21 protein-coding genes are annotated in these 20,077 nt (G+C 61.9%); 15 read left to right on the top strand and 6 right to left on the bottom strand.

Annotated features, from left to right (window positions below; genetic code table 11):
• The first annotated feature begins 22 nt into the window (after window positions 1–22).
• Both ACSQ3G_RS28105 and ACSQ3G_RS28100 read left to right on the top strand, forming a co-directional pair.
• Window positions 23–379: an ArsR/SmtB family transcription factor gene (locus ACSQ3G_RS28105; protein WP_105436923.1), complete on the top strand. Its 357-nt coding sequence runs from the start codon at window positions 23–25 to the stop codon at window positions 377–379.
• On the top strand, window positions 363–842 hold the full coding sequence (locus tag ACSQ3G_RS28100) for an SRPBCC family protein (RefSeq protein ID WP_436112603.1): 480 nt from the start codon (window positions 363–365) through the stop codon (window positions 840–842). Before ACSQ3G_RS28105 ends, ACSQ3G_RS28100 begins: the two co-directional genes overlap by 17 nt.
• 85 nt (window positions 843–927) lie before the next feature.
• Here ACSQ3G_RS28100 and ACSQ3G_RS28095 read toward each other — a convergent pair whose 3' ends face one another.
• The 3 genes from ACSQ3G_RS28095 to ACSQ3G_RS28085 form a co-directional block, all read right to left on the bottom strand.
• On the bottom strand, window positions 928–1,419 hold the full coding sequence (locus tag ACSQ3G_RS28095) for an SRPBCC family protein (protein WP_436112602.1): 492 nt from the start codon (window positions 1,417–1,419) through the stop codon (window positions 928–930).
• A gap of 84 nt (window positions 1,420–1,503) precedes the next feature.
• Window positions 1,504–2,175 (bottom strand): hypothetical protein, encoded by a 672-nt coding sequence (locus ACSQ3G_RS28090; RefSeq protein ID WP_436112601.1) that lies wholly within the window; start codon window positions 2,173–2,175, stop codon window positions 1,504–1,506.
• Window positions 2,172–2,750 carry a TetR/AcrR family transcriptional regulator gene (locus ACSQ3G_RS28085; protein ID WP_436112600.1) on the bottom strand — a complete coding sequence of 193 codons (579 nt, stop codon included), beginning with the start codon at window positions 2,748–2,750 and terminating at the stop codon, window positions 2,172–2,174. The genes ACSQ3G_RS28090 and ACSQ3G_RS28085 overlap by 4 nt, the downstream gene beginning before the upstream one ends.
• A gap of 68 nt (window positions 2,751–2,818) precedes the next feature.
• Between ACSQ3G_RS28085 and ACSQ3G_RS28080 the strand changes: the two genes are divergently transcribed.
• The gene (locus tag ACSQ3G_RS28080; RefSeq protein ID WP_436112599.1) at window positions 2,819–3,196 is read left to right on the top strand and encodes a nuclear transport factor 2 family protein; all 378 of its coding nucleotides are present in this window, start codon (window positions 2,819–2,821) and stop codon (window positions 3,194–3,196) included.
• 127 nt (window positions 3,197–3,323) lie between these two features.
• On the opposite strand, the gene ACSQ3G_RS28075 is transcribed toward ACSQ3G_RS28080, so the two are convergent.
• Window positions 3,324–4,058, bottom strand: coding sequence for a GntR family transcriptional regulator (locus ACSQ3G_RS28075; RefSeq protein WP_436112598.1), 735 nt, complete (start codon window positions 4,056–4,058; stop codon window positions 3,324–3,326).
• 146 nt (window positions 4,059–4,204) lie between these two features.
• On the opposite strand from ACSQ3G_RS28075, the gene ACSQ3G_RS28070 reads away from it, so the two are divergent.
• From ACSQ3G_RS28070 to ACSQ3G_RS28045, 6 genes are read left to right on the top strand one after another with little or no spacing between them, the layout of a single operon-like run.
• The gene (locus ACSQ3G_RS28070; RefSeq protein WP_436113216.1) at window positions 4,205–5,518 is read left to right on the top strand and encodes a M20 family metallopeptidase; all 1,314 of its coding nucleotides are present in this window, start codon (window positions 4,205–4,207) and stop codon (window positions 5,516–5,518) included.
• Window positions 5,519–5,537: 19 nt separating this feature from the next.
• On the top strand, window positions 5,538–7,088 hold the full coding sequence (locus ACSQ3G_RS28065; protein ID WP_436112597.1) for an ABC transporter substrate-binding protein: 1,551 nt from the start codon (window positions 5,538–5,540) through the stop codon (window positions 7,086–7,088).
• A gap of 58 nt (window positions 7,089–7,146) precedes the next feature.
• On the top strand, window positions 7,147–8,094 hold the full coding sequence (locus ACSQ3G_RS28060; RefSeq protein ID WP_436112596.1) for an ABC transporter permease: 948 nt from the start codon (window positions 7,147–7,149) through the stop codon (window positions 8,092–8,094).
• Entirely contained in the window at window positions 8,087–8,911 is an 825-nt protein-coding gene (locus ACSQ3G_RS28055) for an ABC transporter permease (RefSeq protein ID WP_436112595.1), read from the top strand. The genes ACSQ3G_RS28060 and ACSQ3G_RS28055 overlap by 8 nt, the downstream gene beginning before the upstream one ends.
• Window positions 8,912–8,921: 10 nt before the next feature.
• Window positions 8,922–10,553 carry a dipeptide ABC transporter ATP-binding protein gene (locus tag ACSQ3G_RS28050; protein WP_436112594.1) on the top strand — a complete coding sequence of 544 codons (1,632 nt, stop codon included), beginning with the start codon at window positions 8,922–8,924 and terminating at the stop codon, window positions 10,551–10,553.
• A 22-nt stretch (window positions 10,554–10,575) separates the two neighbouring features.
• Window positions 10,576–11,796: a M20 family metallopeptidase gene (locus ACSQ3G_RS28045; protein ID WP_436112593.1), complete on the top strand. Its 1,221-nt coding sequence runs from the start codon at window positions 10,576–10,578 to the stop codon at window positions 11,794–11,796.
• A gap of 91 nt (window positions 11,797–11,887) precedes the next feature.
• Here ACSQ3G_RS28045 and ACSQ3G_RS28040 read toward each other — a convergent pair whose 3' ends face one another.
• On the bottom strand, window positions 11,888–12,910 hold the full coding sequence (locus tag ACSQ3G_RS28040) for a LacI family DNA-binding transcriptional regulator (protein ID WP_436112592.1): 1,023 nt from the start codon (window positions 12,908–12,910) through the stop codon (window positions 11,888–11,890).
• Between the two features lie 166 nt (window positions 12,911–13,076).
• On the opposite strand from ACSQ3G_RS28040, the gene iolG reads away from it, so the two are divergent.
• From iolG to ACSQ3G_RS28010, 6 genes are all read left to right on the top strand, one after another.
• Entirely contained in the window at window positions 13,077–14,069 is a 993-nt protein-coding gene (gene iolG, locus ACSQ3G_RS28035; RefSeq protein ID WP_436112591.1) for an inositol 2-dehydrogenase, read from the top strand.
• A gap of 146 nt (window positions 14,070–14,215) precedes the next feature.
• Window positions 14,216–15,139 carry a sugar ABC transporter substrate-binding protein gene (locus tag ACSQ3G_RS28030; protein ID WP_105402613.1) on the top strand — a complete coding sequence of 308 codons (924 nt, stop codon included), beginning with the start codon at window positions 14,216–14,218 and terminating at the stop codon, window positions 15,137–15,139.
• 66 nt (window positions 15,140–15,205) lie between these two features.
• Window positions 15,206–16,312 carry an ABC transporter permease gene (locus ACSQ3G_RS28025; protein ID WP_105425707.1) on the top strand — a complete coding sequence of 369 codons (1,107 nt, stop codon included), beginning with the start codon at window positions 15,206–15,208 and terminating at the stop codon, window positions 16,310–16,312.
• A gap of 1 nt (window position 16,313) precedes the next feature.
• Window positions 16,314–17,093, top strand: coding sequence for an ATP-binding cassette domain-containing protein (locus ACSQ3G_RS28020; protein WP_046635831.1), 780 nt, complete (start codon window positions 16,314–16,316; stop codon window positions 17,091–17,093).
• A gap of 11 nt (window positions 17,094–17,104) precedes the next feature.
• On the top strand, window positions 17,105–18,238 hold the full coding sequence (locus ACSQ3G_RS28015; protein WP_436112590.1) for a Gfo/Idh/MocA family protein: 1,134 nt from the start codon (window positions 17,105–17,107) through the stop codon (window positions 18,236–18,238).
• A gap of 113 nt (window positions 18,239–18,351) precedes the next feature.
• Window positions 18,352–19,140 (top strand): TIM barrel protein, encoded by a 789-nt coding sequence (locus ACSQ3G_RS28010; protein WP_436112589.1) that lies wholly within the window; start codon window positions 18,352–18,354, stop codon window positions 19,138–19,140.
• 91 nt (window positions 19,141–19,231) lie between these two features.
• Here ACSQ3G_RS28010 and ACSQ3G_RS28005 read toward each other — a convergent pair whose 3' ends face one another.
• A complete protein-coding gene (locus tag ACSQ3G_RS28005; RefSeq protein ID WP_436112588.1) occupies window positions 19,232–20,017 on the bottom strand; it encodes a helix-turn-helix domain-containing protein in 786 nt (261 codons plus the stop codon).
• Between the last annotated feature and the right edge of the window lie 60 nt (window positions 20,018–20,077).

The raw sequence follows: 20,077 nt of genomic DNA, 5'->3' as shown, positions 1-20,077 counted from the left end.
CCAGGCTGTTTTAATGAGTCGCATGCCTTACCATTCGACTCCGCTCGACCTCGCCTTTCATGCTCTCAGCGACCCGACCCGCCGCGCGGTGGTATCGCGGCTGGCTGAGGGCGAGGTGCCGGTCAGCGTCCTGGCCGAGCCTTTCGACATGGCACTGCCCTCCTTCGCCCAGCATCTCAAGGTGCTGGAAGATTGCGGGCTGATCGTCAGCCAGAAGCGCGGGCGCAGTCGCTGGTGCCGGCTGGTGCAGGCGCGCTTCGACGAGGCGGCGGACTGGATGGTATCGGAGCGCCGGCGCTGGACCGAGCGGTTGGATCGGCTCGAAGTTTACCTGGAAAAAACCGAAGAGGACGGTGAAGGACATGGCAAGCCTGTTTGAGACATGGTCGCTCGACCGCGAAATCGTGCTGGTGAAGCTGCTGAACCACCGCCGCGAGAAGGTCTTTGCCGCCTGGATGGACCCCATGGCATTGGCCGAATGGTACGGCCCGGCCGGCCTGAGCATCGAGACCCACGAAGTCGATATCCGCGAGGGCGGGGTCTGGCGGTTCGACATGGTGGGCGTGTTCGAAGGCAAGGAGCAGCGCTTTCCGAACCTCATGCGCTTTCTGGAGATCGTGCCGAACGAACGCATCGTGATGGACTACGGCACGCCCGACCCCAACGACCCCGACCGTTTTCGCGCCACGGTGACCTTCGATGAGCAGACCGATGGCAAGACGGTGCTGACCATGCGCCAGCTCCACCCCAGCGCCAAGCGGCGCCAGGTGGTCATCGGCTTCGGCGCGGTGGAATACGGGCTGCAGACGCTGGACGGCCTCGCTGCCTGGCTAGACGGCTGACGAGATCTTCCTCAAAAAGCCCTTTCGCGGAGGTAAAATTCTGAGGTTCTGTAACCGCGTCCGCCGCGACCAGTTCCGCTCGGCCTCATTCAAACTGTTGGTCTTCGATGCCCTTCGGATAACGATCGAGCGTCAGGTTCAACTCGATACCGTGCTCAAGCCATGCCTTTAACCCCGCAAGCAAAAGCGAGAAGCCTTGCGTGGAATCAGCGACGTAGCGCAGGAGCTTATCGGCATCTCCCGTCCATCCGGACTCCTGGACGCGTACAAAAGTCGTACCATCCGGAATGGATTGAAACGTCCATTCCACAGTCGTCGGGCCGCTATAACCAGGCCATTCTATCACGACGCGCTTGTTGGGCTCTACGACCTTAGGCGTGACCTCGATGGAGACGTCATGGCTCTCCCAATCCCACTTGGCGGCCTTGCCAGTCTCCAGTCGTCCGCTGCCCTTGCTGAACCAGAACTTCGTCGTGATGTCCGGGTTCACCATCGCTTCGAACACATGCTCGACCGGCTTGCGGACAAGCATTCCGGTCTTGGCGATCGGTATACGGGTGATCTGAGGATTGTTCATCACTCTCTCCCACTATCTAGCGAAAAACACTATTTCATATGGCTGGCTCCTCCTCGTAGCCAAGGGTCTGCCCTGGGCGGTTATTCAGTGTTGCTCATCGTTCAGCATGTGATCCGCCAGGCTGTAGCAATGGCTTGCCTGATAGGCGTTCCGGCCCCGGTTCATGTGCGTGAGGTTGAACACCCGGATGGCCTGCAAAGCACGGCGCGTCGTCAGGAACTTGCTGATCGAGGAGAAACCGCGGACCTTGATGCCGAACATGTCCTCGCCGCGGGGGAAAAAATAGCTGACATCTTCCGGCGTCACGACACTGCTCTCAAGAAAAGCTTCGTCCACCCGGCCGTGATCGAGCGAACGGTCGGAGGTGAAATCGGAAAGATGCACCACGAAAAGCGCGCGAATATCTTCGCCGTCCGCATAGAGCGAGAACAGCTCCATCCAGCTCGCATTGATGCGAACGAGAGCCTTGCCCGCCGTCGAGGGTAGGCAGGAAACGGACCAATAGTATCGCTCGGTCCGGCGCGGGATGGGAATGCAGTCGCGGCCGTAGCGCCTAAGAATCTCCAGAACCTCCGGCGCCTGCGGGCGGCGCAGCAGCTTCTCAAATCGCGCGATATACTTGAAACGCAGTTCGAGGGATTCCAAGCGCTCGTCGACGTCGCGCAGGATCGTCTTGCCCTCCATCCAATCGTGCTGGAGCTGGAGATCCAGAAACTGGCGCAGGCCGGTGCTGCTTGGGCTGCGAGCGGCGCTCATCGGCGGTCCAGCAGTCTCGCCACCGCCTCGCGGACAAGGGCGGGGACGCTTTCGGCATCATCCAGATAGGCACTTTCCAGCAGGCCGTCAGAAAGCGCGACGAGGAGGGAAGCGGTGACGGGAGGAGCGGGATCGCCGTCCTCCGCGAGAAGGTTTTGAAGGCTGTTGTGATACCAGACGCGGCGCGCATTGATCGCCTGCCGCACAGGGCTGGCTGGATCGGGGTATTCGGCCGCCGCGTTGAGGAACGGACACCCCCGCCAGCCTCCCGCGGTCACAGCCTCGCTGATACGCTCCATGATAGCCGAGATCATTTTCCGAGGCGGTTGCTTCGGAAGCGCGGCCACTGCCGTCCGCCCGAGCCGGTCTATCTCTTCGAGATAGGCGACGACGAGGTCATCCTTCGACGGAAAGTGCTTGTAGAACGTCGCCTTGGCCACGCCGGCTTCCGCGATGATGCGGTCGATGCCGACAGCGTGGATGCCTCCCTGGTAAAAGAGCCGGGTCGCAGTGTCGAGCAAACGGCGACGTGCGGAACCTGTTTCGGGAGGGTTGAGAGAAGTTTTCTGATCCATCGGTTGACTATAACAGACAGGTCTGTATACTGCAACTGCAGACAGACCTGTCTGTATAGGAGGATATTGTGAAAATCGGCAAAACATCTGAAATCGTTCACCGGTTCAATCGGGCCTTTGAGGAGCACGATCCTGAACTCCTCGATGACATCATCGACCAGAACTGCGTCATGGAGTCGATCCAGCCGGCACCGGATGGCACGCGGTACGAGGGCTACGATGTGAATCTCGCATTCTGGCGGGCCATGGCGGCCGACCGCGCCAACCGTTTCGAGTCGGAAGAGATCTTCGTGATGGGCGACCGCGCCAACATCCGCTGGCGCTTCCATTTCGGCGACGGCGGCTCGCTACGCGGGGTCAGTCTGATCCGTGTCCGTGACGGTCGGATCGTCGAAGCCCTGGCTTATGCCAAAATACCCGGTCAGTCGGCGCCCTTGCCTGAGTAGTTGTGGCAAGGACGACAAGACGAACGAGAGTCGCAATCATCTTCATTTTTTGTTCAACCGGAGCCTGGTTCATCATCGGCCACGACCGCGTTTGAGGACCAGCGATGTCGACTGCGAAGACACCGCCTTACTGCACCTCGTTGACATAGCGGTGGTTGGCGGTGGTTGCCCGGTGCGCTGAAATCAAAACCGGTACAGCCATCTGGTCATAGGCCACTTCGTCGATCGTTAGGACCGCTGCTGGCCGGCTCAGGTCCAGCCAATGGGCATCGCACTCGGCCGCAAGGTCGGCACCGATCTGCTCGCGTATGGCCGAGATGCGGATCCCATAATTCTCCAGCAGATGCAGGTAGAAGAGCTGAGGGATTTCCTCCGGCCTTTCGGGGAAGTCGGGGACCCGTTCGCGGGAAAGCGTCAGTGTCTCGTGCATGATCGGCCGCTCGTCGACGTAACGCACCCTGTGGAAGGTGACGACCGGCGATCCTTCGTCTATCTGAAGTTTTCGCGCATCGGCAGCGGAAGCAGGGCTCCTGTCGAGCGAAGTCACCTTCGTGACCGATTTGCTGAGCGAACCATCCAGCCCGTGCAGTCGAAAATACTGAAAAAAGAGGCGCAGGCTGTGCTGCGGCTTGCGGCCGGTCACCACTGTGCCGGTCTTGCGACGGCGGCTGAGAAGGCCGTCATTGGTGAGATCCATCAGCGCCCGCCGGATGGTGCCCACGGCCACGCCGTAGGTTTGCGACAGCGCCACTTCGCTCGGCAGAACCGCACCGGGTTCCAGTTTGCCGAGCATGATCGCTTCGGTGATCTGTCGTTTGACCACTTCATAAAGCGGCAACGACAATTCTGTCAGCTTGATCACTCCTGATGAATTATTGGGCAGTTCCGGCAATGATTTGCCTCTTCTTTGGAGTTGACTCGGGGTCTCGATCTACGCAGTATTACTATATAGTTTATATTAAAGCGCAAGCTGGGGAGGCTGGCGTGACGGGTACCGAGGACACTGCCATGAACGCGCCGCAGCCACCTTCTTCGCAACAGATCCTTGGACCTGCCATGGCAGCGATTGAGCGGGATGTCGAGGTTGCTGTCGATGATCTGGCCCGAATGATCGAAGTTGACACCTCATTCCCACCGGGTCTGGGCTATGACGCTTTTGCCGATCTGATGGCCGAACTCCTTTCGCCCTTTGGGTTTGCGTTTGAGCGGGTCGTCGTGCCGCGTGATCTTTGGTACGTGGCCGGTGGGCCGGCATCCGGCGAGCGGACCAACCTGATTGCCACCCGCGAAACGGGAAAGCCCGTCTGCGGTCTTTATTATCATGTCGATACGGTGCCGGCCGCGCCTGGCTGGGCACGCGATCCGCTGAAGCTGACGGTCGAGGGTGACGATCTGTTCGGGCTCGGCGCAGCCGACATGAAGGGCACGATCGCAGCAACCCTGCTGGCATTGCGCGCCGCCAAAAAATGCGGGCTGCCTCTCTATTACGATCCGATGCTGCTCCTCTGCACCGACGAGGAAGGGGGCCTCTATCCCGGCATTCGCTATCTGGCGGAGCAGGGCAAGTTGAAAGGTCATATCCTCAATTTCAACGGGTCCGCGGCGCCGCGCATCTGGGCTGGCTGCTTCGGTGTCTTCCATCTGCAGGTGACGATCAGGGGGCACGCCGTTCATGCGGGCGAAGGCAATCGCACCGGCGCCGGCATCAATGCTATCGAAGGTGCCTTGCCCTTGCTCAATGCCTTGATGGCATTGAAGCCGGACGTGGCAAGCCGGGCATCCGCACTGACGCCGCCGCCGCACGCGTCAGGTCCGCTGCGACCGCAGCTTTCGATTTCGGCCGTCAACGGCGGCACCGCCGGCGGACAGGTGCCGGCGGAGATCAAGATTCTCGTAAGCCGGCGTTACGCTCCGGAAGAAAGCTATGAGGATGCGCGCGACGAGATCGAAAGCGTGATCCGCGACAGCGTTGCCGGCACGGGGCTGGGGCTCGAAATGGATCTTGTCGGCCACCTCATCCCGACGGACGATCCGGAAGGTCCGCATTGGCCACGCTGGCAAAAGGCGCTGTCGCTGGGCTTCGGCTACAAGCCGGAAGACTTTCAAAAATGGGGCGCCGCAAGCTGCTCCGATTTCGGCTACGTGCAGAAGTCCGGTTTTGCACAGGAGGTGCTGCTGGGCGGGCTCGGCCGCCCGGAAAGCTGCATCCACAGTCCTGAAGAGCATACCACCCGCCAGGACATCATCGCCCTGGCGAAAAGCATACTGGCCTATCTCGCGGCGGACTTTGCCGCCGACGCCATTCCTGAAAACCGCGCCTGAACCATAAGGGAACCGAAAAATGCTGGAAATGAAACGTCGCTTCTTCCTCGCCGGCACCGCCGCCGTCTTTGCTGCACCGGCGCTTGGCCTGGCGCAGACCGCAAAGCCGGCCAAGGGCGGCACGCTGCGCATCTCCGTTGACCAGGCTGCAAGCGTCATCCATCCGCTTTTGACCCGCGTCAATCCGGAATACCTGGTGACCGAACTGCTCTACAGCAACCTGACGCGCCTGAAGGTCGACATGTCGGTCGAGCCGGATCTGGCCGAAAGCTGGACGCCCAATGACGGCCTGACGGAATGGACGTTCAAGCTGCGCAAGGGCGTGACCTTCCATGACGGCTCGCCGTTCACGGCAAAGGACGTCGTTGCCACCTTCAAGGCAATCCTCAATCCGGCAACCGCGTCGCCCGGCCGCAACAATGTCGGCCCGATCTCCGACATCGTCGCCGTCGACGATACGACCGTGCTGTTCAAGCTCTCCGGCGCCTATGCCGACTTGCCGGTCGCGATGGCCTACACCAACGCTCGCATCATTCCCGCCTCGATCGCCACCGGCGACCTCAAGAGCCTTTCCACCAAGGCTGTGGGCACCGGCCCGTTCAAGCTGGTATCCTACGAGCCTGACCGTCTGATCGTCGTCGAACGCAATCCGAACTATTACGACCCGGCACGCCCCTATCTCGATCGTATCGAAGTCCAGGTATTCCCGGATATCTCCGCCGAAGGCTCGGCGATGATCGCCGGCAATGTCGACATCATCTCGACGCTGCAGCCGACCGAATACCTGCGGCTGGACGGCAATGACGGCGTCGAAGTCCTGCGCACGCCGTCCGGCCAGTTCTGCAACATCAACTTCGGTTGCGACACCGCACCGTTCAACGACGCGCGCGTCCGCCGTGCGATCGCGCTGACGGTCGATCGCGAGGCGATGGTCAACTTCGTTACCGAAGGTTTTGGCACGCCGGGCAACGACACGCCGCTGAACCCGTCCTACCAGTTCTTCAAGGCTGCCAAACAGCGCCAGAAGAATATCGCGGAAGCCAAGAAGCTGCTCGCGGAAGCCGGTTTCCCAAATGGCCTGCAAGCGACGCTCATCGCCTCCGACCGCCCGGCGGTGCGCACACAGCTTGCCGTGGCCCTCAAGGAAATGGCCAAGGAAGCCGGCATTACCATCAACGTCCAGACGATGCCGCACGCCACCTATCTGGAGCAGGTGTGGAAGAAGGGCAGCTTCTACGTCGGCTTCTACAACATGCAGCCGACCCCGGACGGAATCTTCAAGCTTCTCTATACCTCGGATGCCTCCTGGAACGAGACGCGCTGGAACAACAAGGCCTTCGACGCCCTGGTCGCCGAAGCTCGCGGCACGATCGACGCAGCCAAGCGCACCGAGCTTTATACCAAGGCCCAGGAGCTGATGAACGAGGAAGTGCCCTCGATCATCCCGTCCTTCTTCGACGTGCTGTCGGCCAAGCGCAGCTGGGTCAGCGGTTACCAGGCGCATCCGCGCGCCTCGGTCTTCCGCCTCGACTACGCCTCCCTGACCGACAAGGCGCCGAAGCGCGGCTGATCCCGAACAATGCCGGACGCTCATCGAGCGTCCGGCTGGTGGAACAAGGAACACGACCGTGTCCCCGAATTATATAGCCAAGCGGCTGGTGATGATCGTCTATACGCTCTTCATCGTATCGCTCATCGTCTTCGCCATCACCCAGATCCTGCCGGCCGATGCCGCCGTCATGATGCTGGGCGAGAATGCGACACAGGACGCCCTCGCGGCGTTGCGCGAAAACATGGGGCTCAATGCCCCGGTGTGGCAGCAATATGCAACGTGGCTCGGCCACGTGCTGCAGGGCGATCTCGGCACCTCGCTGCGCACCGGCCAGCCTGTCGGCCCCGTTATGTTCGAGGCGCTCGGACGCTCGCTGCTTTTGGCTTTCCTGTCGATCGGGCTGATGCTGGTTCTTGCCATTCCGCTCGGCATCATCGCCGCCGTCCGTCGCGGCAAGATCGCCGACATGGTCGTCAGCCTGATCTCCTATGCCGGCGTGGCGCTACCCGAATTCGTTACCGCGACGGTCGCCGTCCTGGTCTTCGCCGACCTGATGAAATGGTTGCCGCCCACCGGCTACGTGCCGCTCACCGAAAACTTTGCGGTCGGCATCGCCCATCTGGTCCTGCCGGTCTGCGTCATTTCGGTGATCCTGATTGCCCACGTCTCGCGCATGGTACGCTCGGAACTCGTCGACGTGCTGCACACCGACTATATCCGCGCCGCCCGGCTGAAGGGGATTTCACGCGGACAAGTCCTGCGTCGCCACGCGCTGCGCAATGCGCTGTTGCCGACCATCACCATCGTTGCGCTCGATGTCGGTTACCTGCTCGGTGGCGTCATCGTCGTCGAAGAGATCTTTGCCATTCCCGGCATTGGCCGCCAGCTGATCGTGGCGATCCAGGCGCGTGACCTGCCGGCCATCCAGGCCGGCGTGCTGATCATGGCGGCCACCTATTCGATCGTCAATTTTATCGCCGACATCCTCTATGCCTGGCTCGACAAGAGGATCCAGTATGACTGATTTCATCAAGCGCCTCCTGCGCACGCCGCAGGGCGCGATCGGCATGTTGCTTGTCCTGCTGGTGCTGGTGATCGTGCTGCTCGGACCGATGCTCGCGCCGCACGACCCGGAAACTCTTGCGCCGCTCGCACGATACAAGGGGCCGAGCGCCGCCTATTGGCTGGGAACCGATCAATACGGCCGCGACATCTTCAGCCGCCTGCTGATCGGCGCCCGCGCCACCGTCGTTATGGCCGTGCTCGCAACCATCGCCGGCACGCTGCTCGGCGCCTTCGTCGGCACCACCTCCGCCTTCCTCGGCGGCCGGGCGGACGAATTGATCATGCGCACCATCGACGCCGTCATGTCGATCCCCAGCCTGCTGTTTGCGCTTCTGGTGGTCAACCTCTTGGGGTCCAGCACGGTCAACGCGCTGATCGCCGTTGCCATCGCGTTCGCGCCGGGCATGGCCCGCATTACCCGCAGCGTCGCGCTGTCGGTGCGCAAGCAGGATTACGTCAATGCGGCGGTCGCCCGTGGCGAAAGCTCCGCCTACATCATCCTGCGGGAAATGCTGCCGAACGTCATCGCGCCGATCATTGTCGAGATGACCATCCGCATTTCCTTTGCGGTGATGCTGTTTGCGACGCTCAGTTTTCTCGGCCTCGGTGCGCAGCCGCCGGCGGCCGAATGGGGCCTGATGGTCTCGGAAGCGCGCCGCTACATGCACCTGAGTGCCGGCATCCTGATCTGGCCGAGCGTGGCGATCGCCGTCGTCGCCGTCGGCTTCAACCTTCTGGGCGACGGTCTTCGCGATGCCCTCAATCCGCGAACCTGAGGCCGCCATCATGACAACAAAACCAGAAACTCCGGTTCTCGCGATCGAGAACTACTCGTTGGATTACGACACGGCCTCCGGCGTCTTTCATGCGCTCAAGAACATCGACCTTTCCGTCCACCGGGGCGAAATCCTCGGCCTGGTCGGTGAATCCGGTTCCGGCAAGACCTCGCTTGCCTGGTCGATCATGCGCTATCTGCCCAAGAACGCCCACGAACCGGGCGGTCGCATCCTGCTGAGCGGCGAGAACCTTCTCGAAAAGACCGATGCCCAGATCGAGGCCTTTCGCGGCCGGCGGATCAGCATGGTGTTCCAGGATCCGAGCACGTCGCTCAACCCGACCCTGTCGCTCGGCACTCAACTCGCAGAGGTGCTGGTCCGTCACCGCGGGCTGACACGGCAGCAGGCCTGGAAGGAAAGCGAGGCGATGCTGGACCGCGTCGGTCTGAAGACGCCGACCGCGATGATGAACCGCATGCCGCACGAGGCATCGGGCGGCGAGAAGCAGCGCGTCGTCATCGCATCGGCGTTTGCGTGCAATCCCGAATGCATCATCTTCGACGAACCGACGACCGCGCTCGACGTCATCACCTCATGCCAGATCCTCGATCTGTTCGTGGAACTGCAGGCCGAGACCGGTGTCGCCTCGCTCTACATTTCCCACGATCTGGCGCTGGTGTCGCGCACGGCCAGCCGCGTCGCCGTCATCCGTCGCGGCGACATCGTCGAGCAGGGTGCGGTGCGCGATATCTTTGCCAATCCGCAGCAGAGTTATACCCGCGAGCTGATCGCGGCGGTTCCCGATCCGGCCCGCAGGCTGGTTGGCGACATTGTCGTTGACGCGGACAAGCCGCTGGTGCGTGTCGAAAACGTCAGCGTCCATTATGGCCGCAAGCCGTTTCTGGCGGCGCTGACCGGCCGCGCCACCGAACGCGTTGCCGGCAACAATGCCATCAGCCTCAGCATCAATCCGGGGGAGATTCTCGGCATCGTCGGTGAATCCGGCTCCGGTAAGTCGACCCTGGCGAAGGCGATGACCGGTCTCAACCGCTTCGAGGGCAAGATCTGGTTCGACGGTCGCGAGATCAGGAACCTTGGCGACATGGACAACGCCTATCGCAAGGATGTGCAGATCATTTTCCAGCACCCCGACGCCTCGCTCAATCCTCGCCAGAAGATCAGCGAGATCCTGTCGCGACCGCTGAAGCTGTTCGGGGACGCGTCTCATCTCGACCAGAAGGTCGGCGACATGCTGGAGCAGGTGCGCCTGCCGCGCACCCATGCCCAGAGGTATCCGCATCAGCTGTCGGGCGGCGAGAAACAGCGTGTCGCGATCGCCCGTGCGTTTGCCTCCAAGCCGAAATTGGTGATCTGCGACGAGATCACTTCCGCACTCGACGTGTCGGTGCAGGCGTCCATTGTCCAGCTGCTGCTGGAACTGCAGAAGGCCAGCGGCACCGCCTACCTGTTCATTACCCACGACCTCAACCTTATCCGCCAGATCGCCCACCGGATCGCCGTGATGTATCGCGGCAATCTCGTCGAGATCGCACCGGCAGCAGACATCGATAGCCAGGATCGCGCCGAATATACCCGCCGCCTGATCGAGGCGGTGCCGCGCGCGGCGGGCCAATACCTATGACAATGCATCAAGGAGTATGACAATGGACCCGAAATCCCTGGTGGATCGGATCGACGAAAAGGCCTGCCTCGATTTCCTATCGAAGATGGTCCAGCACAAGAGCCATTCGGAAACCGATGGCGAGCGTGATCTTGCGCGCTACATGGCCGGCGAACTGGAAAAGATCGGGGTCGAAGCCGAATTGCAGCCATTCCACGAAGGCCGCCGCTTCAACACGATCGGACGCCTCAGGGGTACCGGCGGCGGCAAGAGCCTGCTGTTCAACGGCCATCTCGACACCAATCCGGTCACCGAAGGCTGGACGGTCGATCCCTATGCCGGCCTCGTCGATGACAAGTTCATCTACGGTATCGGCGTGTCGAACATGAAGGCCGGTGATGCAGCCTATTTCTGCGCGGTCAAGACGCTGCTCGATGCCGGCGTCAAGCTCAAGGGCGACGTTATCCTGACCTTCGTGGTCGGCGAACTGCAGGGCGGCGTCGGCACGCTTGCGGCGATCAGGCACGGCGTCAAGGCGGACTATTTCATCAACAGCGAGCCGAGTGATCTCGTCGCCGTCACCATGCACGCGGCAGCTCTGAGCTATGTCATCGAACTGACCGGCGACACGCGCCATCTTTCCAAGCGCGAGGAATCCGTCGATGCGATCGCCGCGGCCTGCGACATCATCCCGCGCATCAACGCCATGACCTTCAGCGGCGCCAGGAGCGACGTGCACCGGTCGATCAACCGCGGCCATGTCGGCGTCGTTCATGGCGCCCTCGGGCGCGGTCTCGAAGAATGGCGCCCGCCGCAGGTCGCAGATTTCGTCCGCCTCAAGGGCTCGTGCCGTTATGCGCCGGGGCAGACGCAGGAGGGCGTGCTGGCCGATCTCGAAAAGGAGCTGGTGGCTCTCGAAGGCCGATTCCCCGGCCTCAAGGCAAAGCTGGTTCCGGAACTGATCGAGGGTCGCCCGCTGATGCCGCCCTTCGAGGTCTCGCCGACATCGCGCATCGTCAAGTCGATCAACGCGGCCTATGAAGCCGTGCGCGGCGAAAAACAGCCGACCGGCGCGATCACGCCAACCCGGTTCTACGGTACCGATGCCGGCCATCTCTACCAGGAACTCGGCATGGAAGGGATCGTGTGCGGCCCCGGCGGCCGTTACAACACCATGCCCGACGAGCGTGTCGACATCGTCGACTATCTCGACATGATCCGCGTCTACATGCTGACCATCCTCGATATCTGCGAGGTTGCCTGACCATGTTCTCCCGGGCGGAATTCGATCGCCGTATCGCACGCGCCCGGGACGCCATGGCATCCGCCGGCGCCTCTTACTCTCAAGCTAGTCCCTAAGCGCTGTGTCGCGGTATCAGTCTTCCCGTGAAAAGACGATTGAGATCCCGCTCTTCCGGATCCGCCAAAACCTTGACGAGGTATTCAACCATTTCCGTCAGGGGCTGCCGATAGGTGGTGAGGCGGTAGTTTGGATTGTCCGCCTGGGGCACGTCGTCGAAGCCTGTAATGGCGATATCCTTGGGAATTTCCAGTCCCAACTGGTGCCGGATGACGTCGCTTGCTCCCATTGCGAGTGCGTCATTCTCGCAAACGATAACATCCGGCAAGTCTGATGGCCCTCGATGGCTCAACGTTTCCATCACGATAGTTCCCGCCAGCGCGGGATCGTAGGCAGGAACCGTCACCGACTCGGGTCGGAACGAGAAATGTTTCCCCCAGTATTCGAGAAATGTTTCTTTCCGGAGCAGATGTGCCGAATAGCTTTGCGGCCCTGCAAGGAATAGAGGGCGTCGATATCCGCGTCGATGCACGTAACGCGCCAGTTCGGTCATTGCTCCGACATCATCGACCGCGATCGAGATAGTGTTCGGATTCTCCGAACTGCGGGCGAAGACGATCAGCTTGCGGAAGCGGCGAGCCTGGAGCGCGGTTTCCAGTACGTCGTCGTCAAACTGGATGCCGATCAGGATTACCGCGTCGACGCGCCGCTGGCTTGCATTCAAAAGCGCATGGCCTGCATCGTCTCTGTTCAGCGTATTTACCAGCAGGATATCCCAGCCCTCGCGCCGCAGGATACGGGTGAGGCGCTCCATCATGACCAGTTTGTGCGGATTGGCGAAGTCGTCGATCAGCAGCGCTACCAAGTTGGATCGGTCCGAGGCAAGGCTTGCGGCACGCAGATCAGGCAGATAGCCGAGGCGTTCTGCCGCAACCATCACCTTCTGGAGGCTTTTCGGCGAGATGGATGCATCCTTGCGGAAGGCGCGATTGACCGTCCAGCGCGACACGCCTGCGGCGATTGCGACATCGTCCGCCGTGACGTTTTCGGCAAAAGGGGGTCTTTTTTCGTTTGGCATTCCGATCTCCCGCCTCTGTTTTGTATTGGTTCAGCCTCCATTGATAGCGCCTTTTTTGTTTATCCCATCTTTTTTGCTCGCGGGAGCAGATTTTTCTTGCTCGCGCGAGCAAATGTAGAGATAGTCCGTTTCAAGGCGGCGGGAGGCCGCTTTCAGGAGGGTATCAGTGCTGAGAATTGGACTGCTCGGTGCCGGCCGCATTGGCCGTGTGCACGCCATTAATATTGCCGGCCATGCCAGGAGCGAACTGGTCGCCGTGTCGGACGTCAACCAAGAGGCTGCGCAATCTCTGGCCAGCTCCTACGGTGCGAAGGCACTGAGTTCCGAGGCGATCCTCAGGGACACCTCGATCGACGCCGTGCTGATCGCGACCTCTACCGATACCCATTCCGACTTGATCGAGGAGGCCGCAAAGGCCGGCAAAGCCGTGCTCTGCGAAAAGCCGGTGGATCTCTCGCTGCAGAGGGCCAAGGCATGCTTGGCCGTGGCTTCGGCCACCGGTGTCCCGGTCATGATCGGCTTTAATCGTCGCTTCGATCCGAATTTCGCAAGGGTCAAGGCGGCATTGGACGCCGGCGAAATCGGCAAGCCGGAATTGCTTTCGATTACCTCGTTCGACCCGGCCCCGCCGCCGGTCAGCTATATAAAGGTGTCGGGCGGACTGTTTCGCGACATGATGATCCACGACTTCGACATGGCGAATTTCTTGATGGGAGATGCGCCGAAGACCATTCACGCGACTGGCACGTCGATCGTCGATGCCGAAATCGGTGCGGCCGGCGACGTCGATACCGCCGTCGTGACGCTGACCTATTCCGACGGGCGTATCGCGGTCATCAAGAACAGCCGCCGCGCCGTCTACGGCTATGACCAGCGTGTCGAGTTGCTGGGCGCTGAGGGCCTGCTGTCGGCGGCAAACGTGCTCGAAAACACGGTGTCCAAGGCGACGAAGGCCGGCGTGACAAGCGCCAAACCAGAGTTCTTTTTCCTTGAGCGCTACATGCGCGCCTATGCTGCGGAATGGGATGCCTTCGTGTGCGCCATTCTCGACGGTGCCCCCATCCCGGTCACGCTGACGGACGGCGTCGCGGCGCTGGCGATGGCCGAGGCTGCGACCCAATCGGCACGGTCGGGCCAATCGGTCGATCTGGCGCCTTAAACATGAACGCGATGGCCGTGGCCATCGCGCACGCATTGCCGCGGCACACGGGAGGTGTCGTCTCGGCTTTCGGTTCCGGCCTGCCTGGCCGGAGGAATGGACGTACGGGAGTGACGTCCAAAGGGGAACTCAATCGGGAGGTTAGCATGAAGAAATTATTAGCATCCGTCGCCATCGCCGCGGTAGTCGCCATGGCGGGTCCGGCCCTTGCGACCGACATCATCGTCGTGGCTCACGGCCAGGCGAACGATCCGTTCTGGTCGGTGGTTAAAAACGGCGTCGAAAAGGCGGCCAAGGACACAGGCGTTAAAGTCCAGTTCCGCTCGCCGGAGACCTTCGACATGGTCCAGATGGGCCAGATGATCGACGCTGCCGTCAACCAGGACCCCGATGGCCTCGTCGTCTCGATTCCTGACGGCGACGCGCTGGGTCCGGCGATCAAGCGCGCAGTTGCTGCCGGCATTCCGGTCATTTCCATGAATTCCGGTTCGGATGTCGCGCATAAGCTCGGTGCGTTGCTGCATGTCGGTCAATCGGAATTCGACGCCGGAAAGGTCGCCGGCCAGAAGCTTGCGGAGTTGGGCGGCAAAAAGGCCATTTGCGTAAACCAGGAAGTCGGTAACGTTTCGCTCGACCTCCGTTGCGCCGGCTTCAAGGAGGGTTTTGGCAAGGCAGTCAAGGTACTCCCGACCACCAACGATCCGGCGGAAGTCGAAGCCAAGGTGCGCGCAGCGCTGGAATCCGATCCGGACTTGAATGTAATCCTGGCACTCAACGCCTCGCTCGTTGGCGAGCCCAGCGTCAAGGCGGCGCAGGCGGTCGGACGCAACGGCGTGTTGATCTCCACCTTCGACCTTTCGGCCGGCTTTCTCAAGTTCATCGCGGACGGCAAGGCGGCATTCGCGATCGACCAGCAGCAGTTCCTGCAGGGTTATCTGCCAGTCGCCTTCCTCGCGCTCAATGCGCAGTATGGCCTTGTTCCAGGTGGCGACGTTCCGTCCGGACCGAACCTCGTGACCAAGGAGGCTGCCGCCAAGGTCATCGATCTTTCGGCCAAGGGCATCCGTTAACCGCAGTTGATTGCCGGGCCGCAGCGTTCCACGTCGCGGCTCGGCCACCGATCAGGAGACAGGTCAATGTCGACAGAAACGCTGGCGCGAGCGGACGAACGGATCAAAACCGAGTCCTTCGCAACGAAACTCATGAAGCGGCCGGAACTGGGGGCGATCGGAGGGGTCGTTCTCGTCACCGTGTTCTTTTTCCTGACCGCAGACCGCACCATGTTCACGCTATCCGGGATCATGAACTTCATGACGCCGGCCGCACAGCTTGGCATTCTCGGCATCGCTGCGGCCATGCTGATGATCGGCGGCGAATTCGATTTGTCGATCGGCTCGATGGTGGCCTTTGCGGGCATGGTCTTTGGCGTCTTCGTCGTCAATGTCGGCATGCCGCTCATCATCGCAATCCCGTTGACGATGGGGCTCGCCGCGGCACTTGGCGTGACCAACGGGCTGATCGTGCTGCGCACCGGGCTGCCTTCATTCATCGTCACGCTCGCCGGTCTTTTTGTGCTGCGGGGCGCATCACTGGTCGGCCTGAAAATGTTCACCGGCGGTTCCACCCAGTTGCGCGGCATCCGCGAAGCGGTCGAGGGGGATTTCCTGGCGCCGATCTTTTCGGGCGACGCCTTCGGATTTATTCTGACATGGCTGGCAAAGGCGGGTCTTGTCGACAGCTTCAAATCCGGCGTGCCAAAGGTGCCGGGCATCCCGGTCGAGATTATCTGGTTCATCGCCTTCGCGCTGGTCGCAACCTATGTCCTGCTGCGCACGCCGGCCGGCAACTGGATCTTCGCCACTGGCGGTGACGCCTTGGCGGCGCAGAATTCCGGCGTGCCCGTACGTCGGGTCAAGATCTCGCTGTTCATGCTGACGGCCATGGCCGCCGCGCTTGTTGCCATCATCACTGTGATCGATGCCGGTTCCACGGACGCCCGCCGCGGCTTCATGAAGGAGTTCGAGGCGATCATCGCCGCGGTCATCGGCGGCTGCCTCCTGACCGGCGGCTACGGTTCCGCGATCGGTGCCTTCTTCGGTGCGATCATCTTCGGCATGGTCACGATCGGGCTGACCTATACCCGCTTCGATCAGGACTGGTTCCAGGTGTTCCTCGGCGCGATGCTGCTGCTCGCGGTGATCTTCAACAACGTCATCCGCCGACGTGTGACCGGAGAACGCTGAGATGTCCGCCCCTATCATCCATATGGAAAACATCAAAAAGCACTATGGCAACGTCATCGCGCTCAACGGCGTGACCTTCGACCTGCTCGCCGGGGAATGCCATTGCCTGCTCGGCGACAACGGTGCCGGCAAGTCGACCTTCATCAAGACCATGTCCGGCGTGCACAAGCCGACCGAGGGCTCCATCACTTTCGAGGGAAGGCCGCTTTCCTTCGACAGCCCGCGCGACGCCATGGAGGCCGGCATCGCCACGGTGTTCCAGGATCTGGCAATGATCCCGCTGATGTCCGTCACCCGCAACTTCTTCATGGGACGCGAGCCAACCAAGGGGCGGGGCCTGTTCAAGCGCTTCGATATCGACACCGCCAACGAGATCACGATGGCGGAAATGCGCAAGATGGGCATCAACCTGCGCGGCCCCGACCAGGCGGTCGGCACGCTTTCGGGTGGCGAGCGGCAGACGGTGGCGATTGCGCGCGCCGTTTATTTCGGAGCCAAGGTGCTGATCCTCGACGAACCAACCTCGGCGCTTGGGGTGCGACAGACCGCCAATGTGCTTGCGACCATCAAGCGCGTGCGTGCTCAGGGAATAGGCGTCGTGTTCATCTCCCACAACGTCCGCCATGCGCTTGCCGTGGGCGACCGCTTCACCGTGCTCAACCGCGGGCAGACGCTCGGCACCGCTACGCGCGGCGAAATCACTGCCGCCCAGTTGCAGGACCTAATGGCCGGTGGTCAGGAAATGGCCGAGCTTGAAGGCTCGCTCGGCGGAACGATCTGAGGTAACCCCGAATGGATAAATCGTCTTCACTGCCTCAAAGTCCGCTCGGGGTCGCCCTCATCGGCACGGGCTTCATGGGCAAGTGCCACGCCATGGCCTGGCGCAACGTCGCCGCGGTATTCGGCGGCGCGCATCACCGGCTCGAGATCCTGTCGGATGCCACGCCGGAGAGTGCCGAGGCCTTCGCCCGCCAATTCGGCTTTGCCCGCGCCACCGCACGCTGGGAGGAAGCGGTAACCGATCCGAAGGTTGACATCGTCTCGATCACTGCCCCGAACGGCATGCACCGCCCGATGGCTGAGGCAGCGCTCAAGGCCGGCAAGCATGTGTGGCTGGAAAAGCCGATGGCGCTGACGCTCGCAGACGCCGAGGCGATGGCGGCGACGGCGGCCGCACATCCGCGCCAGGTCACCATCCTCGGTTACAACTATCTCAGGAGCCCGGCCTTCCAGGCGGCGCGCGGCCTGATCCGCGACGGCGCGATCGGGCGGCCGGTCGCCTTCCGCGGCGTCTATGACGAAGACTATTCGGCCGACCCGCTCCTCCCGTGGTCGTGGCGGATGACTCACGAGGGCGGCGGACTGGGCGCACTCGGCGACCTTGGCTGCCACCTCGTGAGCCATATGCTGGCGTTGATGGGGCCGGTCACCGATGTGGTCGCCCAGACCCAGGTCACTATCCCCACGCGTCCCTCTCCGGATGGGCCGAAACGGGTCGAGAACGAGGACAGTGCTCTGGCGCTCCTGCGCTTCGCCTCGGGCGCGCAGGGTTCGTTCGCCACCTCCCGGGTGGCGCGGGGCCGCAAGTGCCGGCTGCAATGGGAGGTGCATGGCAGCGACGGCACGATCGTGTTCGATCAGGAGAACATGAACGAATTGTGGGTGCACCGCGCCGGCGAGGCCGGCTTCGTGCGTCATCTGACCGGACCCGGGCAACCGGACTTTACCGCCTTCTGCCCGGCGCCGGGGCACAATTTCGGCTTCAACGAGCAGAAGGTGGTCGAGGCGCGCGACCTGCTGGTGGCGATCGCTGGCGGTCCGAACGCAGGTCCCGACTTCGTCCAAGGGCTCGACATCGAGAAGGTCATTCACGCCATGGCTGCCTCGAATGGTGCTGTCATCCGCATTGAAGGGCAGAAACCGTGAGGGGCATGCCCGATGTCATCGGCATCCGCACGCTTGCCGACATAGCCTGCGGCAGCGCCAGGCCTGATTGAAGACGCACCTTCTTGCGCCCCATAACAATCGAGAGAGTAAACATGGATCAACCCTTCACGCTCGCCGCCTGCGCGGAAATGCTCTGGCGCGACAAGCCGATCGAGTGGCGCTGCGCGCGGCTGGCCGACCTGGGCTTTCAAGTCGGCCTATGGAACTGGCCGGACCACGATCTCGCCGGGCTGGAGAGATCGGGGGCGACGTTCTCGATCATGAACGGCTATCTTACCGGCCGGCTTGCAGACGACGAGGGCGCCGACGAGCTTCTGCGTTCCGCGCGCGAGACGGCCATGGTCGGCAAGCGGCTCGGCGTCGCGCGCCTCAATCTGCATGGGACCGGGCTTGGCGAGGGCGGGCTCCCGGCCCGACCCACCGATGTGGTGACAGGACGGATGTGGCTGAAGGCAAGGGATACGCTTTGCCGCATTGCAGACATGGCGGAGGAGGAAAATGTCGTCTTCACACTGGAAAACCTCAATCTGCCGGTTGATCATCCCGGCACGCCGTTCGGACGTGCCGAGGACACCCTGGCTCTGGTCGCGTCGGTCAACCATCCGCGTCTACGCCTCAACCTCGACCTCTATCACGTGCAGATCGGCGAGGGGAACCTGATCGAAACGTGCCGTGCCTGCCTCCCATGGATCGGCGAGGTGCAGGTGGCCGATGTGCCCGGTCGGTGCGAGCCAGGTACCGGCGAGGTCAATTATCCGATGATAGCGCGCGCGCTCCACGAGATGGGTTATCGTGGGCCCGTCGGCATGGAGGCTTTCGCAAAGGGCGATCCGGAGAGTGCCCTCGAGGCATTTCGCGCTGCGTTTACCCTTCGCAGGTAGGAAAGTCCCAGTCCCCGCCTGGCGCCTTTGCCGTCCGACACCAGTCGATGCGCGAAGACCATAGGAACAGGCGGGCGTCTCGATCCCGCACCTACGATCGGACTGATGGCCAGTCCCCAAATTTTCGAAAGAAGGCGCGAGAGAATGCGGCCGCACTGCCAAATCCAACCTGGCGCGCCACAGCCTTCACTTTCGCCCCTTTATCGAGCTTCCGTCGAGCAAGAATCAGCCGCCATCCGGTCAGGTAAGCCTGCGGCGTCGTGCCGACCACGTCGCGAAACAGGGCCATGAAATGACTTCGCGACATCCCCGCAGCCGTGGCAAGGTCATCGCTGTTCCAGGCCCGCGCTGGCGCATCATGCATTGCCACCAACGCCCGGTGTAACGCGGGATGGGACAGACCCGCCAGCAAACCCGGTCCAGTCGCCCCGCGGTCGATCGCTGACCGCAGTATAAGCAGGACGATGACTTCGCAAAGCCGGTTAAGGGCGGCGCTACGTCCGCAGCGCGATTCCAGCGCTTCCGCCATGAAGGCGGCCGTGGTGTCGCGAAGGGTAGGAATGTCATTGACGTCGACCACGACCCGGTCCGGCAAAGCGTTCATCAGCGGGTTATGCGTCCCCTCGAAATCGACCGCCGCGGTTATCAAAGCCGATGGCTCGGGAGACGTGTCGCCCCGTGGGTGGAGGACGATCCGTTCGGCAGGGCCACCCGGCTCTCCAATTACAAACAGCCGGGCACGGCCATCGCTGATCGGTGGCGGTTCCAGCGAGGCTTCCAGCTCGAACGCATCAAAGAAGGCCGTTAGGCGATCGACCTTCGGAAGAATTTTCAGACTTTGGATCATGATTTCTGGACCAGTAATGATCGTGATCATGGGATGCTAATGCCGTGACGTCAACATGGCGTCAGAAGTTTCACCTAAAGGAGTTGATCG

Origin of the sequence: Neorhizobium tomejilense, from assembly GCF_964254135.1 — a bacterium.
GTDB lineage: Bacteria > Pseudomonadota > Alphaproteobacteria > Rhizobiales > Rhizobiaceae > Neorhizobium > Neorhizobium tomejilense.
Note: the sequence above shows the minus strand (reverse complement) of the source record. Positions and strands in the feature narration are given on the sequence as shown.